This is a genomic window from Nonomuraea sp. LPB2021202275-12-8 (assembly GCF_037044575.1).
Lineage (GTDB): Bacteria > Actinomycetota > Actinomycetes > Streptosporangiales > Streptosporangiaceae > Nonomuraea.
This window is the reverse complement of the sequence record NZ_JBAHWD010000006.1, coordinates 353,467-366,942: the sequence shown is the minus strand read 5'-3', so window position 1 is coordinate 366,942 and position 13,476 is coordinate 353,467. Positions and strand designations below refer to the sequence as shown.

Genomic DNA, 13,476 nt, shown 5'->3' with positions numbered 1-13,476 from the left:
CGGGCACAACACGGCAGAATGTCCGCTATGAGGGCGAAGAAGGCGTGGCTGGTGGCGGTTGTCGGCGTGCTCGCAGGGTGCGGGACGGCGGCGCCGCAGGAGCCACCGTCCACCGTCGCGGGCGTGCTCACGCTGGACAAGGCCACTGCGCCCGAGCCCGGGGGCGAGGTGGGCGGGGCCTCCACCGAGTTCGCCTCCGGCACCGAGCTGTCGGTGTGGACGAAGCTGAGCACCACCGAGAAGGACGTGGACCGGATCGCCGAGCTCGACGTCGACAAGACGGCGAAGGGCGCGATGTACCTGGAGCCCAGAACGTCCGCGTGGTTCGACGGCTTCCGCGGCCCGTTCCTCTACCAGGAGCTGGCCGGGGACATCGTCATGCACGCCAGGGTCAAGGTCGCGGGCAGGAGCGGCGGCAAGCCCAAGCGGAAGTTCTCGCTCGGCGGCCTGATGGCCCGCCAGCCCGACTCCTACGCCACCCCCAACTGGATGTCCGTCACCACCGGCACTGCCGACAAGAGCGGCCAGGTCGAGGTGAAGTACACCAAGGACGGCAGCTCCATGCCGCAGGAGCGGATGGTCAAGGGCGAATGGATGGACCTCGTCCTGGCCAGGGTCGGCCGGGTCGCTGTCGCCCTGTACAAGGAGGACGGCGGCACGTGGAAGGTCGGCAGCCGCTGGCCCTGCGAGCTACCCGAGGTGCTGCAGTGGGGTATCACCGCCTACACCGACTGGGACAGCTACAACACCCTCAAGAAGGACGCCACGAAGGGCAACGCCAAGCAGGTCAAGGGGGTGCCGGACGTGAAGATGACCGTGGACTTCGTCAGGTTTCTCCGGCCCGAGCTGCCGGAGTACGCCGACCCGCTCAACACCGCCTCTGTGTCGGACGAGGTCATGATCAAAATGCTGACGCCTGCCGGTGCCTGATCGCCTTGGCGATGTAGTTGTCCGGAGTGCCGGCGAAGGAGGCCCGGTCGTCGTCGGTGAGCTCGCGCACGATCTTGCCGGGCACCCCGGCGACCAGCACCCCGGCCGGGATCCGCTTGCCCGGGCCGATCAGGGCCCCGGCCGCGACCAGCGTGCCCGCGCCGACGCGGGCGCCTCCCAGCACGATCGCGCCGATGCCGATCAGCGCGCCGGACTCCACGTGAGCACCGTGCACCATGGCCTTGTGGCCCAGGCTGACCCGGGACTCCAGGATCGCGGGCTCGCCCGGGTCGGAGTGCAGGCAGCCGAGATCCTGCACGTTGCACTCCTCGCCGATCTCGATCCGCTCGTCGTCTCCCCGGAGGACCGAGCCGTACCAGACGCTGGACGCCCGGCCCACCGAGACCCTGCCGACCACGACGGCCCCTGGAGCTACGTAAGCTTGGGGGTGAATGTCCGGAACTGCCCCGTTGTCCAATGCGGCGATGTACATCTACCACATCGTAATTCCCGCCTCAGGTCTGGCGTTCCGGTTGCGGACGTGGGCAGATGGCAGGAAAGTCGATTCTTGACGTCTCGTCCGCAGACCCTTACAACCCGCAGTTTTCCCCCGCCTCACGCAAACCCTTAGGTAACCCCCATGACAAACCGGCACGAGAGCATTCCCGATCTGATGCAGGACGACACCTTCGAAGTCGTGATGCGCGGCTACAACCGTCGCCAGGTCCACGACTACATGATCCGAACCCGTAACCAAGTCAGGGATCTCGAAGAGCGGCTGGCGCGGGCGATCGATCAGGCCGAGCAGGGCCGCATCGAGCTGGCGGAGGCCAGGCGGCAGATGGCCGAGGTACCGCAGAACTTCAACCCCAGCACCCGGCTGGAGCAGATTCTCAAGCTGGGCCACGAGGAGGCCTCCGCCATGCGGCAGGAGGCCGAGTCTGAGACCGTCGCCCTGCGCGAGTCGGCGCGGGCCGAGTCTGAGCAGCTGATGTCGTCGGCAAGGGAGACCGCCGACAAGATCCTCACCTCGGCCCAGGCGGAGGCGGAGCGGCGCGTGGGCGAGGCCACGGAGGCGGCCGAGCGCATGCTGGCGCAGGCCGGCGCCGACGCCGAGGAGACGCGCAACAGCGCCCGGACGGAGGCGGAGGGCAGGCTGCGCGAGGCGCACGCGGAGGCGGAGCGCCTGGTCTCGACCGCTGCGGCCGAGGCGGAGCGGCTGGTCTCGACCGCCACGGCCGAGGCCGAGCAGATGATCGCGGGCGCCCGCGCCGAGTCGGAGCAGACACTGGCGAGCGCGCATGGCGAGGCCGAGCAGACGCTGGCGGCGGCGCAGCAGCGCGTGGCCTCGCTGGACGAGCACGCCGGCCGCCGGGTGGAGTATCTGACCAACACCCACACCGAGGTCGTGCGGCGGCTGAACGAGGTCAGCACGGTGCTGGGCGACCTGATGCGCAACGAGTCCGCGGCGGGCCCGCTCGCCTCGGACGCGCCCCAGGCGGCGACGCCCGCGCCCCAGGACGACGTACGGGTGATCGTCGAGGAGGACGAGGACGAGGACGACGACCGGCCGCAGGAGGAGTCGCGGTCGGAGGTCCAGGTCGTCTCCGAGGACACGGACGTGAACATCGGCCGTCTGTCGGAACTGCGCAAGTAGGGGCGGAAGCCTCCGCCCCCGATTGGGTCGGAGGCTTCCACGTTCCCGGGGGAGGCCCGGTTGGTGGCCCGGTGCCGGAGCCGCCGAGACGCTGGACCCGGCACCGGGCTGATCGTGGGCGATGGACCGTGAGAACGGTCCATCGCCTTTCCTACGGAGGGGCGGGGCCGGCGCGCCACTCGCGCTCGCCCGCCCGCCTCTCCTGGTCCCGGAGCTGCTCGCGCAGCGCGTCCGGGTCGTCCGCGTCGATGGTCATCGCACATCCGGCGTCGCGCTGCTCCGCGTTGAGCGGATGGTGGCGGGTGGCCCACCACCGGCCGGCGTCGCTTCGCCAGATGGTCCACTTGGGGAACTCCCGGGCGATTTCTGCGAGATGCCGGTCAAAGGTCATCTGGTCAACCTTCCAGGGCCCCTGTGCGAGGTTCCATCTCCTTCGAAGGTGCGCTACATCTCTAGAGAATTCAATGATCGCGGAGGACAGGTCAACCTATCGCTTAACTCTCCCGCTTGACCTAGGCGTCGAAGTCGTACTGGAGTACGTATGCGGCGGCGTCCAGGACCATCTCGTTGAGTTCGACGGGCAGGCCGCCCGCGGTGTAGGCGGTGCGGTCGATGACGATGACCGGGGTGCCTCCCGGAAGGCCGAGCAGCGCGCTCTCGCGGGGGCCGGGCATGCGGGCGCGCACCTCCTCGGTGAAGTGGGCGGGAGGCAGGCCGAGGTCGCTCAGCCTGGCGTAGACGCCGCCGGGCCCGGTCTCGGCGGCGGTGATCGCGCTGCCTTCGACCAGGTTGGCGGGGAAGTAGGAGGTGGCCAGTTGCACGGGGCGCGCGTCGACGGAGTAGCGCCGCCTGCGTACCCACACCTCGTGGCTCTCCAGCACGCCGGCGATCTCGTCGGAGGCCCGCTCGCGTACCACCTCCACCTCGTCCACGGTGAAAGGGCGGCCGCGGGTGTCGGCGTCCCAGATCGAACGCCCCTGCCCCCACTGCGCGCGCGCCAGGCGCCGCGAACCGTGTCTGCGGATCGGTTTGAACAGTCGCACATAGACCCCCGAGCCTCGCTTCGGCACCGCCAGTCCTTCGTTGATCAGAACACCGAGCGCCTGCCTGGCAGTGGCTCGTGCGATCGCGTAGTCGGCCATGAGCGTGTTCTCGCCCGGTAGCCGGTCCCCGTCGCGCAGTTCGCCGGACAGGATCCGGGAGCGGAGGCCGTCGGCGATGCGTCGATAGATGGGGGGCTCGTGGGGTACCGGGGATTCAGACACAGTTTGATCACCCTCTGTCACCAAGCGGGTTTGGCGTCTCCAGAGAACTTGCCCCGTCTTGTCCACGATCGCACAGATACGGAGGTTGGTCCCGGGCTTCTTTTGAGCGGTGTGTGCCCGTGTGTCGAGAAGCGGGAGTTTTCCGCTGACCGTTACCTTGGAACGGTCCTGGCCGGTATTCGCCCCGCCCACCAGCGGCGAGTAACCAACGCCGCCAGCACGGCCCCCAGGGTGTTGATGAGCACATCGTCCACGGACGAGAAGCGGCCCAGGCGCAGGACGTACTGGAGGGTCTCCACGAGGGCCGAGGCGGTGGCCGCGACGGCGGCGACGCGGGTCCAGCGGGCCCAGCGCGCGCTGCGCACCGGCAGCAGCGCGCCGAGGGCCGCGAACACCAGCAGGTTGCCCCCGACCTGCACGAACACCGTCTCCCATGGCTCGGTCGCGACCCATGCGAGGTCGGTGAAAGGAACCAGGCTGACACCCTCCTGGCCGTTCGCCGGGGTGAGGATCATCCAGATCCAGGGGGCGGTGCCGACCACGATCCCGACGTCGGCGAGGGCGGTGCGCACAGGTGCCGGATGCTTCCCGCGGGTCCGGTGGCGGGCGAGGAGCAAGATTGCCAGCACCCCTACGAAAAGCGCAAAAGTACCAGCAATAATGACGTTTCCCCACAAATCCCACGTCCGCGTCACCGGACCATGATGTCGGCCCGTTCCCGGCTACGGGAAGCTGACCCTGCGGACAGGTCCGCTAGGCCGGCAGGTGCTCGGCGAGGAAGCGCGTAGCCACCTCCCAGGCGCGCTCGGCGGCCTCCGGGTGGTAGAAAATCGGCGCCTCGCTGTTGAGGAAGGCGTGCCCGGCCTCCTCCCCGACATGTACGCGCACGTTCGGCCTGCCTTCGGCGGCCTTCTCCACCACGGCGACCCGCTCGCGCGGGATGTACGGATCGCTGCCGCCGAAGACCAGCAGCAGCGGCGAGTCGATCCGCTCGATCAGCCCGGCCGCGTCGGGCACGGCCGAGCCGTAGAACGACAGCACGGCGCTCTGGCCGATCTGCGTCGACAGCATGAAGACGATCGAGCCGCCCAGGCAGAACCCGAGCGAGCCGACCCCGCCGGTGACCTCCGGGAGCCCGCTCAGGTGGTCCAGGGTGAGCGCGCAGTCGGCCACCCCCTGCGCGAAGTCGAACGAGGAGGCCAGCTCGATCGAGGCGGCCACCCCCTCCTCGGTGTGCTCGGCCTGCCAGCCCGGCCGGATGCGCCAGAAGAGGTCCGGCGCGGCCACGACGTAGCCGCGCCCCGCGAGTTCCTCGGCGACCTTCCTGATGTACGGGCCCACGCCGAAGATCTCCTGCACGAGCAGGATCCCGGGGCCGCTGCCGCTCTCCGGCAGCCAGAGGTGGACGTCGAAGGAGCCGTCGTGCGCGGTGACTTGGTCGATGCGAGTCTGCATGCTCACAGCATGGCGACTGAAACCCTGAGTCGCGTATCAGCGGCATGGCGCGCCGCGCGCTGGAGAGAGACGATGGCAGGCGAGTGGACCACGATCACGATCAAGCAGGAGCAGTCCGATGCAGGATGAATGGTCGCAGGCAGTGGACGCGCGTGGACAGGCGGCCGACCGGCTGCTGGAGGCGGCCCGTACGGGCAAGCCGTGCGCGCCCATCCGGGACCTGGTCAACACCGTGGACGGCGCGTACGCAGTACAAGAGATCAACACGCGTCGGGCACTCGACGAGGGGCGGCGGCCGGTCGGCAGGAAGATCGGCGTGACGAACCTGCTGATGCAGAAGCAGTTCGGAATCGATCAACCCGACTACGGCATGCTTTTTGCGGATATGTCGTATCTGGATGGGCTTCCTGTGCCGCTGGAGAGGTTCCTTCAGCCGCGGGCCGAGGCGGAGATCGCGCTGGTGATGGGCGCCGACCTGGTGGGCGGGCCGTTCACCGTGGCGGAGGTGATCAGGGCGGTGGACTTCGTCCTGCCCGCCATCGAGATCGCCGACTCGCGCGTCGCCGACTGGGACATCACGCTGGCCGACACCATCGCCGACAACGCCTCCGGCGGCGCGTTCGTGCTGGGCAGCACGCCCGTCTCGCTGATGGGTTCAGACCTGCGGCTGGCGACGATGACGATGACCCGGGGCGGGCAGGAGGTCTCGGCGGGCTCCGGCGCCGCCTGCATGGGCCACCCGCTCAATGCCGCCGTCTGGCTGGCCACGGCGCTGGGCGGTGGCGCGTTCCCGCTGCGCGCGGGGGACGTCGTGCTGACCGGCTCGCTCGGGCCGGTCGTGCCGGTCGAGCCGGGCGACGCGTTCGAGGCCCGGATCGACGGGCTCGGCTCGGTCAGGGCGGTGTTCTCCCGGTGACACGCAGCCGGGGTGACGCGCTGCAGGTGCGCGGGAAGGCGATCCCGCGCGGGCGGTTCCCGCACGTCAAGCGCGCCGGAGACTTCCTGTACGTGTCCGGCACGAACTGCAGGAGAGCCGACGACACCTTCGTCGGCGTCCAGGTGGACAAGTCGGGGTCGACCGACCTCGACATCCGCGAGCAGACCCGCGCCGTGATCGAGAACATCGGCGACATCCTGAAGGCCGCCGGCGGATCGCTGGCCGACCTCATACAGATCACCACCTACCTGGTGAACATGAACGACTTCAAGGGCTACAACGAGGTCTACGCCGAGTTCTTCGACGAGGAGGGACCGACCAGGACCACGGTGGCCGTGCACCAGCTCCCGCACCCGCACCTGCTGATCGAGATGCAGGCCGTCGCCTACCATCCCCGGGACCGATCATGATCTTGGCGTGAAGGGAGCACCGGATGCGGTTACCCGTGGTCGGGCTGGTGGCGCTGATGGCGGCGGGCTGCGGTGGGCCGGCGACGACCATGGCCCGGGACGATCCGGAGCTCAGGGTGGGCGCGATCATCTCCCAGACCGGCGTCTACGCGATGCTCGGCGACGAGATGGAGACCGCCATGCGCCTCTATCTGAAGCGCCACGGTGGCGAGCTGGGCGGCAGGCCGGCCCGGCTGATCGTGGCCGACGACGGGGGAGCCGCCGATCGGGGGCGGCAGGAGGCCGGGCGGCTCGTCGAGCGTGACCGGGTGGACGTGATCACCGGCCTGCTCGCCTCGCCGGTGGCCGTGTCGGCGGTCGAGGAGGCGGGCCGGACGCCCGTGGTGATCGCCAACGCCGGAGCGGACGAGCTGGGCGGCCCAGGCGTCTTCCGGGTGTCCTACACCAACCACGCGCACGGCTACGCTGCCGGCCGCTACGCCGCCGAGCGCTACGGCGGGAGCGGCGCGGTCCTCATGGCGTCGGACTACTCGGGCGGCGTCGAGACCCTCGACGGCTTCGAGGAGGGGTACGGCGCGGGCCGGCTCGAACGCATCCTGACTCCGTACGGCAAGACGCAGGACCTGGCGCCCTACCTGGCCAGGATCCCCCCGGACGCGGAGGTGCTGTACGCCTTCTACGCGGGCGGCGAGGCGGTCACCTTCGCCAAGGCGTTCAAGCAGCTCGGTTACGACTCCAAGATCAGGCTGCTTACCTGCCAGAACATCACGGACGAGGACGTGCTGGCGGCGATCGGCCCGGACGCGGAGGGCATCACCAGCGTCGGGCTCTACTCGCCGGCCCTGGACAACCCGGAGAACGCCGCGTTCGTGGACATGTGGAAGGCGGAGACCGGCCTGAACCCCTCGGCGGTGGCGTTACAGAGCTGGGACGCCATGCGGCTCATCGACGCGGCGGCGGCGCGGGGCGGGGACCTGACGAAGGCGCTGGGCGAGGTGGGGGAGCTGGCGAGCCCGCGCGGCAGGCTGAGGCTGGACCCCATCACGCACGACCCGGTGCAGAACTGGTACGCCCGGCAGTACCAAAATGGGATAAACCGGGTAATAGCCACCATCCCCCCGAAGGAGTGATCAGGTGCTGGATCGCGACCACTGCCTCTCGCTGGACGCCGAGGATCCGCTGCGGGACTTCAGGCAGGAGTTCGTGCTGCCCGACGGCGTCATTTACCTCGTGGGCAACTCGCTCGGCGCGCTCCCGCGACGGGCCGCCGAGCGGGTGCGGCAGGCCGTGGAGGACGAGTGGGGCGAGCAACTCGTCGGCGGCTGGAACAGCGCCGGCTGGTACGAGCAGCCCCTGAGGGTGGGCGACCGGATCGCGCCGCTCATCGGCGCCGGGCCCGGCCAGGTCGTGGCGGGCAACACCACGTCCATCGCGATCCACCAGGCGGTGTCGGCGGCCCTGAGGCTGCGCCCCGGCCGCCGGGTGATCGTCTCGGACGTGCGCAACTTCCCGACCGACCACTACATGGTCCAGGGGCTGGCGGAGGCGCTCGGCGGCTACGAGATCCGCGACTTCGCCGAGGGCAGGTTCGACGACGCGGCCGTGGTGCTGCTGTCTGAGGTCGACTACCGCACCGGCGAGCGCCACGACGTGCCCGAGGTGACCGCCCGCGTGCAGGCGGCGGGCGCGCTCATGGTCTGGGACGTGTGCCACAGCGTCGGCGCCCTCCAGGTGGACGTCTCGGCGGCCGACTTCGCGGCAGGCTGCACGTACAAGTATCTCAACGCGGGGCCGGGGGCGCCGGCGTTCCTCTACGTCAACCCGCGCCACCACGCCGGCGCGGTGAACGTGCTGTCCGGCTGGCTCGGGCACGCGGAGCCCTTCGCGTTCGAGTCCGGCTACCGCCCGGCCGAGGGGATCAGGCGGTTCTCGGTGAGCACGCCGCACGTGCTGTCGTTCGCGGCGCTGGAGGCGGCCCTCGACGTGTGGGAGCGGGTGCCTCTCGACCTGCTGCGGGCCAAGAGCGTGGCACTGGGCTCGCTCTTCGTCGACCTCGTCGGCGACGCGCTGGAGCTCGCCTCGCCGGCCGACCCGGCGAGGCGCGGCAGCCACGTCAGCTTCCGCCACCCGGACGGCTATCCGGTGATGCGGGCGCTCATCGACCGGGGCGTGCACGGCGACTTCCGGGCGCCCGACATCCTGCGCTTCGGCTTCGCGCCGCTGTACAACCGGTACGTGGACGTGTTCGACGCCGCGGTCACCCTGCTGGAGGTGCTGGACAAGGAGGACTGGCGGGACGAGAGACATGCCCCGCGCCTGGCGGTCACCTGAGCCGGGTAACATTCGGCGGTGCCCACAAGGCACTGTCGATGTTCGCCCGCGTCACCGTGCGGCCTGCGCACGAGCGGGTTGACCGGAGCGCGCTCTCAGCTCCGGGAGACCCCCTCCATGCTGCCGACCTTCGTGGTCACCACGCTCGTCATGATCATGATTCCCGGCCCCGACGCCGCCCTGATCATGCGCAACTCTCTCGCCCACGGCCGGATGGCCGGGCTGCTCACCATGCTGGGCGGCCTGCTCGGCCTGTCGGTGCACGCCGCCGGCGCCGCGATCGGCCTGTCGGCCCTGCTGGTGGCCTCGCCCGCCGCGTTCACCGTGGTCCGCGGGCTCGGCGTCTGCTATCTGCTCTGGCTCGGTGTCCACTCGCTGCTGACCAGCCGCCGCCAGGTCGCCGAGCAGCCCGAGGCCGCGCCCGCCGGTTCGCCGCTCGCGCACGTGCGCAGGGGCCTGCTGTCCAACCTGCTCAACCCCAAGGTGCTGCTGCTGTTCGTGACCTGGCTGCCGCAGTTTCTGCCGGCGCACGGCGACACCCTGGGCAGCGCACTGCTGCTGTCGGGCATCGTGGCCGCGCTGTACGCGCTCTGGTTCAGCCTTTACAACCTGATCGTGGACCGGGCGGGCGTGCTGCTGCGCACGCCGCGGATCCGCGCCAGGATCGAGCGGCTCACCGGCGTCCTGCTGGTCGGCTTCGCGCTACGGCTGGCCGTCCAGTAGCTTGATCGCCCGCTTGGGGGCGATCGTCCGATAGCTCTCCTCGACCCAGTCGAGCAGCACCTCGGTCTCCGGCAGCGCGGCCAGGAACGGCACGGTCACCCACCCCGCCTTGCCGAGCCCGTAGCCGCTGGGCGCGGCCCCCTCGACGGTCAGCGCGTGGCCGTGCGCCTCCGACAGGAGCTTCACGCCGAAGGTCGGATCCCACTTGTCGGTCCGCTCGTCGATGCCGAGGAAGAGGAAGACCTTCTTGTTGACCTTGATGACCGTCTCGCCCCACGGGTGGTCCTCATGGGTCTCGGGCAGCCCGAGGGCGAACGCGCGGAGCTCTTCGCGTACGTCGTGCCAGTCGCTCATGGCTGGACGCTACGCCATTCGGCCAGCTTGCGGTCGATGCCGTCCCTGATGCGCTCGCGCGCTTCCATGCGGGGCACGCCCGCCATGAGCAGCCGGTCGTAGTCGGTGTCCTGGTGCCTGACGGAGGCGACCACCGCGAGGGTGATCGCGTTCTCGTCGAGCGCCCTGGCCGCCGCCGTGCGCCCCACCCTCCCGCTGCCGCGCAGGCCGGCGTGCTCGGCGATCTCCCGCGCCCGGCCGGGCGGGCAGCCGGGGAACAGGCGGGCGATCTGCGCCGCCATCGCGGCCTGGTATTCGACGTCCTGCTCCGCCCTGCGCACCGCGTCGCGCTCGCGGCGGCGCTGCCGCGCGTCCTCGTCGGCCAGGCAGCGCTCCTCGGCCCGCTCCAGCGCGCCCTCCTCCACCAGCAGGCCGTGGCGCTGATAGACCTTGCGCCGCCGGTTGTACCGGACGACCACCGCCGACAGGCCGCTCTCCTGTTTGGCCCGGCGGGTCAGCGCCGCGTCGCCCGATGGCAGCAGCACGAGGTGATCCAGGTCCGTGCAGGTCAGGCAGTGCGGCTGATCGTCCTCCATGATGAGGAAGGGGCCGGTGTCGCGGCAGGAGGCGCACGCCCAGGCGTCGAGGGGCGCGACGACGACCAGGTCGGGCGCCTTGCTCTGCCGCTCCGTGAGCCGTTTGGCCCGCGCCTCGCTGAGGTCGGGAGACAGCCAGTGCACCCGGAACGCGTCCTGCTCGAGCCCCGCCGTGAAACGCAGCGGGCGGCGGTCCCTGCTGCCCGACACGTACGGCGTCGGCACCGGACGCAGTCCCTTCGCCCGAGCCCAGTCCTGCAGCAGCGCCGCCGTGGTCAGCAGGCGGTCCTCGTCGACCGCCGCGAGCTCGGCGAGCGTGGCCGCGCGGCCCTGACGCCACAGGTCGACATCGCGCGAACGCAGCCAGCGCAGCCCCGTCACCACATCGATGAACGTCACGTACTTGTGGTCGGTCAGCGCGATCTCGGCGGCTTCGGCGACCCTGCGGGCCAGGTTCGGCTTGCTCACGCCCCTCAGTGTGCCGCCCCTTTGTCGGCGGGTGGGCATCTCTTGTGGCGATCGCGGCAAGTAACCGTGCGGTGTCCTGCCCAGAGGGGAGCGGGGGCCTGCTCATAGGGGGAAATCGTGCGCCTGCTCTGGCCTGCCGTACTCGTGCTCGCCACGTCCTGTGGCGTGACGGAGGGCGGCACGCTGCCCGTGGTGACCGGCACCTTCGGCGCCCGGCCGATCGTCGCCATCCCCAGGGGCAAGCCCGGGCGCATGCCCAGGGTCGCGGTGCTCTCCACCGGGAGCGGGCGCCGCACCATGCCGGGCGACGTGGTGCTCGCCGACGTCGAGATCCGCCACTGGTCGGACAACAAGCCGCACCTGAACACCTATGACACCAACCAGCCCGCCACGATCATCTTCGACGGGCGGCACGTCCCCGACACCTGGCGGCAGGCGCTCATCGGACAGGCGGCGGGCAGCCGGGTGCTGCTGGTCGGCACGGCGGCGGAGGCGCTCGGGCCGGACATGGAGCCCGACGGGGTCGACCCGGCCGAGACGCTGGTGGTCGTCTTCGACATCCTCGGCGGCTACCCGCCGGACGCCCGCCTGGTCGGCCGGCCGCTGCCCGCGGTGCCCGCCGACCTGACGCCCACGACCCCGCCCCGCACCCTGATCGGCGGTTCTGGCGCCGAGGTGCGGGCCGGGGCCAAGGTCGTCGTGCAGTACGTCGCGGCCGCCTGGCCTGAACGCACGGCGGTGGACTCCTCCTACCGCCGCGGCGGGCCGAGCGCCTTCACGCTCGTGCCGGGGGCCGTGCCGCCCGGATGGCTGACCGGGCTGCTGGGCCAGCGCGTGGGCGGCCGTGTCGCCATCGGCTCGCCCACCAGCGGTCCTCCGATGGGTACGGGCGAGCCGATGCTCTACGTCGTCGACATCCTGGACTCGGTCTAGCTGCCGCAGTGCTCGAAGGGGCTGTCGTAGACCGAGGAGCCGGCCTTGCCGCCCCACTTGACGCACTTGCCCGGCGCCGCGGCGGTGACCGGTCCGGCGTAGTAGGCGAAGTTGCCCGAGTCGGTCTTTCTCGCGCTGCCCTGCACTTCGAGGTAGGCGCTGGTGGCGGTGGCGGTGCCGAGCGAGGTCTTCTTCAGCGTGGCCACGCAGTTGTTGCCGTTGCCGCTGTTGTAGAGCAGGTAGACGGTGCCGCTGGTGCCCAGGGCCGCCGAGTCGATCACCTTGTAGCCGGTGCCGCAGACCTTCTCGGGGGTGTGCGGGTTGCCGCCGCCTGAACTACCGGTCACGTAGCTCATGTACGTGGTCCAGTTCCAGTTGGGCCCCGGATCGGTGTGGTCGCTGCCGGGCACCTGGACGTGGCCGACGATGTGCGTGCGGTCCTTCGGGATGCCGTACCTGTCGGCGATGTTGCGGGTCAGCGCCGCCGAGGACCGGTACATCTGGTCGGTGAACCACGAGGCGTTGTTCACATAGCCCTCGTGCTCGATGCCGACCGACCGCCTGTTGTAGTCGCCCGCGTGCCAGGCGCGGTCCTTCTCCCGCACCATCTGCGTGACCTGCCCGTCGGACGAGCGCACCACGTAGTGCGACGACACCTTGGCCGCCGGGTTCTGGAACCACGAGATCGTGCCCGCGTACGAGCCCTGCGCGACGTGGACGACGATCCTGTCGATCTTGTCGCTGGACGGGCGGCTGGACACCGCGTAGTTGGCGGTGCTCGCCGCGACCCAGAGGGCGCCGGGGTAGTCCGTGGCCGCCGCGAGCCGCTGCGGGGTGTCGGCGTACTTGCCGAGGTCGGGCTGCACGGACCGCGGCTTGGCCGCCACGCCCTTGGCGTCGACCCCGTGGGCCAGCGTCTCGTAGACGGCGTCGGCGTAGATCTTGGCGGTGCCGTCGTTCGCGGCGTTGCTGTAGGCGGCGACCGCGCCGTACCAGCGGCCCGCGTCCTTGCGCGCGGCGGCGTTCAGCCCGAGCGCGTCGGCCCGGGCGCGCAGCACGGCCGCGCCGCCGAGCACGTTGGCGGCGTCGTCGGACTTCAACTCGGCCACCGGCTGGGAGGTGAGCTTGGCCGCCTGCTCAAGGGTGTGCGTGGAGGGGTTGCTGACCAGGTGCATGACGCCGTAGCCGCCACTCGCGCTGGGCTCGCCCGCATGGCCGTCGAGGCGGGTCTCGGCATAGGCGACGGCCACGAGCAGGTCGCGCGGCACTTCAAAGGTGGCGGCGGCCTTGTCGAAGGCGTCGGCCAGGGGGCTGTCGGCCGCTTGGGCGGCCTGCTGGCCGGACAGGACGAGCAGCCCGGCCACGATCAGGATCTTGGCTTTCACGATCCGTGGTGCTCCTAGAACTGTTGAAGGGGCCGCCCTGCCAGGCACGCGGC

At 70.6% G+C, this 13,476-nt stretch carries 16 protein-coding genes; 8 read left to right on the top strand and 8 right to left on the bottom strand.

Going from position 1 to position 13,476, the window contains the following annotated elements; genetic code table 11:
* Nucleotides 1–27 precede the first annotated feature (27 nt).
* On the top strand, nucleotides 28–930 hold the full coding sequence (locus V5E28_RS14895) for a hypothetical protein (protein ID WP_336207452.1): 903 nt from the start codon (nucleotides 28–30) through the stop codon (nucleotides 928–930).
* Here V5E28_RS14895 and V5E28_RS14890 read toward each other — a convergent pair.
* Nucleotides 902–1,423 (bottom strand): gamma carbonic anhydrase family protein, encoded by a 522-nt coding sequence (locus tag V5E28_RS14890; protein WP_336207451.1) that lies wholly within the window; start codon nucleotides 1,421–1,423, stop codon nucleotides 902–904. The two genes, V5E28_RS14895 and V5E28_RS14890, sit on opposite strands and share 29 nt — an antisense overlap.
* Nucleotides 1,424–1,570: 147 nt before the next feature.
* Between V5E28_RS14890 and V5E28_RS14885 the strand changes: the two genes are divergently transcribed.
* Nucleotides 1,571–2,587, top strand: a complete 1,017-nt coding sequence (locus V5E28_RS14885; RefSeq protein ID WP_336207450.1) for a hypothetical protein — start codon at nucleotides 1,571–1,573, stop codon at nucleotides 2,585–2,587.
* 151 nt (nucleotides 2,588–2,738) lie between these two features.
* Here the strand turns inward: V5E28_RS14885 and V5E28_RS14880 are convergent, their stop codons facing one another.
* The 4 genes from V5E28_RS14880 to V5E28_RS14865 all read right to left on the bottom strand — a co-directional run bounded on the left by V5E28_RS14880 (nucleotide 2,739) and on the right by V5E28_RS14865 (nucleotide 5,307).
* Nucleotides 2,739–2,978: a hypothetical protein gene (locus V5E28_RS14880; RefSeq protein ID WP_336207449.1), complete on the bottom strand. Its 240-nt coding sequence runs from the start codon at nucleotides 2,976–2,978 to the stop codon at nucleotides 2,739–2,741.
* 121 nt (nucleotides 2,979–3,099) lie between these two features.
* Nucleotides 3,100–3,852 carry a GntR family transcriptional regulator gene (locus tag V5E28_RS14875; protein ID WP_336207448.1) on the bottom strand — a complete coding sequence of 251 codons (753 nt, stop codon included), beginning with the start codon at nucleotides 3,850–3,852 and terminating at the stop codon, nucleotides 3,100–3,102.
* A 152-nt stretch (nucleotides 3,853–4,004) separates the two neighbouring features.
* On the bottom strand, nucleotides 4,005–4,424 hold the full coding sequence (locus V5E28_RS14870; RefSeq protein WP_336207447.1) for a VanZ family protein: 420 nt from the start codon (nucleotides 4,422–4,424) through the stop codon (nucleotides 4,005–4,007).
* Nucleotides 4,425–4,605: 181 nt separating this feature from the next.
* Nucleotides 4,606–5,307, bottom strand: coding sequence for a dienelactone hydrolase family protein (locus V5E28_RS14865; protein WP_336207446.1), 702 nt, complete (start codon nucleotides 5,305–5,307; stop codon nucleotides 4,606–4,608).
* A 118-nt stretch (nucleotides 5,308–5,425) separates the two neighbouring features.
* Between V5E28_RS14865 and V5E28_RS14860 the strand changes: the two genes are divergently transcribed.
* The 5 genes from V5E28_RS14860 (at nucleotide 5,426) to V5E28_RS14840 (ending at nucleotide 9,708) form a co-directional block, all read left to right on the top strand.
* Entirely contained in the window at nucleotides 5,426–6,223 is a 798-nt protein-coding gene (locus V5E28_RS14860; RefSeq protein WP_336207445.1) for a 2-keto-4-pentenoate hydratase, read from the top strand.
* A complete protein-coding gene (locus V5E28_RS14855; RefSeq protein ID WP_336207444.1) occupies nucleotides 6,220–6,654 on the top strand; it encodes a RidA family protein in 435 nt (144 codons plus the stop codon). The genes V5E28_RS14860 and V5E28_RS14855 overlap by 4 nt, the downstream gene beginning before the upstream one ends.
* Before the next feature lie 23 nt (nucleotides 6,655–6,677).
* The gene (locus V5E28_RS14850; RefSeq protein ID WP_336207443.1) at nucleotides 6,678–7,784 is read left to right on the top strand and encodes an ABC transporter substrate-binding protein; all 1,107 of its coding nucleotides are present in this window, start codon (nucleotides 6,678–6,680) and stop codon (nucleotides 7,782–7,784) included.
* A 4-nt stretch (nucleotides 7,785–7,788) separates the two neighbouring features.
* On the top strand, nucleotides 7,789–8,985 hold the full coding sequence (kynU, locus tag V5E28_RS14845) for a kynureninase (RefSeq protein ID WP_336207442.1): 1,197 nt from the start codon (nucleotides 7,789–7,791) through the stop codon (nucleotides 8,983–8,985).
* 117 nt (nucleotides 8,986–9,102) lie between these two features.
* The gene (locus tag V5E28_RS14840) at nucleotides 9,103–9,708 is read left to right on the top strand and encodes a LysE family translocator (protein ID WP_336207441.1); all 606 of its coding nucleotides are present in this window, start codon (nucleotides 9,103–9,105) and stop codon (nucleotides 9,706–9,708) included.
* Here the strand turns inward: V5E28_RS14840 and V5E28_RS14835 are convergent.
* Together V5E28_RS14835 and V5E28_RS14830 are read right to left on the bottom strand one after the other, a co-directional pair.
* Nucleotides 9,688–10,062, bottom strand: a complete 375-nt coding sequence (locus V5E28_RS14835; RefSeq protein ID WP_336207440.1) for an MmcQ/YjbR family DNA-binding protein — start codon at nucleotides 10,060–10,062, stop codon at nucleotides 9,688–9,690. The genes V5E28_RS14840 and V5E28_RS14835 overlap by 21 nt on opposite strands.
* Nucleotides 10,059–11,105 carry a DUF2293 domain-containing protein gene (locus tag V5E28_RS14830; protein ID WP_336207439.1) on the bottom strand — a complete coding sequence of 349 codons (1,047 nt, stop codon included), beginning with the start codon at nucleotides 11,103–11,105 and terminating at the stop codon, nucleotides 10,059–10,061. The genes V5E28_RS14835 and V5E28_RS14830 overlap by 4 nt, the downstream gene beginning before the upstream one ends.
* Before the next feature lie 117 nt (nucleotides 11,106–11,222).
* On the opposite strand from V5E28_RS14830, the gene V5E28_RS14825 reads away from it, so the two are divergent.
* A complete protein-coding gene (locus V5E28_RS14825) occupies nucleotides 11,223–12,038 on the top strand; it encodes an FKBP-type peptidyl-prolyl cis-trans isomerase (RefSeq protein ID WP_336207438.1) in 816 nt (271 codons plus the stop codon).
* Here the strand turns inward: V5E28_RS14825 and V5E28_RS14820 are convergent.
* The gene (locus V5E28_RS14820; protein WP_336207437.1) at nucleotides 12,035–13,423 is read right to left on the bottom strand and encodes an N-acetylmuramoyl-L-alanine amidase; all 1,389 of its coding nucleotides are present in this window, start codon (nucleotides 13,421–13,423) and stop codon (nucleotides 12,035–12,037) included. The genes V5E28_RS14825 and V5E28_RS14820 overlap by 4 nt on opposite strands.
* Between the last annotated feature and the right edge of the window lie 53 nt (nucleotides 13,424–13,476).

Excerpts from the sequence above, each read along its gene's own strand:
- V5E28_RS14895 (WP_336207452.1), top strand. The coding sequence starts at position 28 with ATGAGGGCGAAGAAGGCGTGGCTGGTGGCGGTTGTCGGCGTGCTCGCA.
- V5E28_RS14890 (WP_336207451.1), bottom strand. The coding sequence starts at position 1,423 with ATGTACATCGCCGCATTGGACAACGGGGCAGTTCCGGACATTCACCCC.
- V5E28_RS14885 (WP_336207450.1), top strand. The coding sequence starts at position 1,571 with ATGACAAACCGGCACGAGAGCATTCCCGATCTGATGCAGGACGACACC.
- V5E28_RS14880 (WP_336207449.1), bottom strand. The coding sequence starts at position 2,978 with ATGACCTTTGACCGGCATCTCGCAGAAATCGCCCGGGAGTTCCCCAAG.
- V5E28_RS14865 (WP_336207446.1), bottom strand. The coding sequence starts at position 5,307 with ATGCAGACTCGCATCGACCAAGTCACCGCGCACGACGGCTCCTTCGAC.
- V5E28_RS14860 (WP_336207445.1), top strand. The coding sequence starts at position 5,426 with ATGCAGGATGAATGGTCGCAGGCAGTGGACGCGCGTGGACAGGCGGCC.
- V5E28_RS14850 (WP_336207443.1), top strand. The coding sequence starts at position 6,678 with ATGCGGTTACCCGTGGTCGGGCTGGTGGCGCTGATGGCGGCGGGCTGC.
- V5E28_RS14840 (WP_336207441.1), top strand. The coding sequence starts at position 9,103 with ATGCTGCCGACCTTCGTGGTCACCACGCTCGTCATGATCATGATTCCC.
- V5E28_RS14835 (WP_336207440.1), bottom strand. The coding sequence starts at position 10,062 with ATGAGCGACTGGCACGACGTACGCGAAGAGCTCCGCGCGTTCGCCCTC.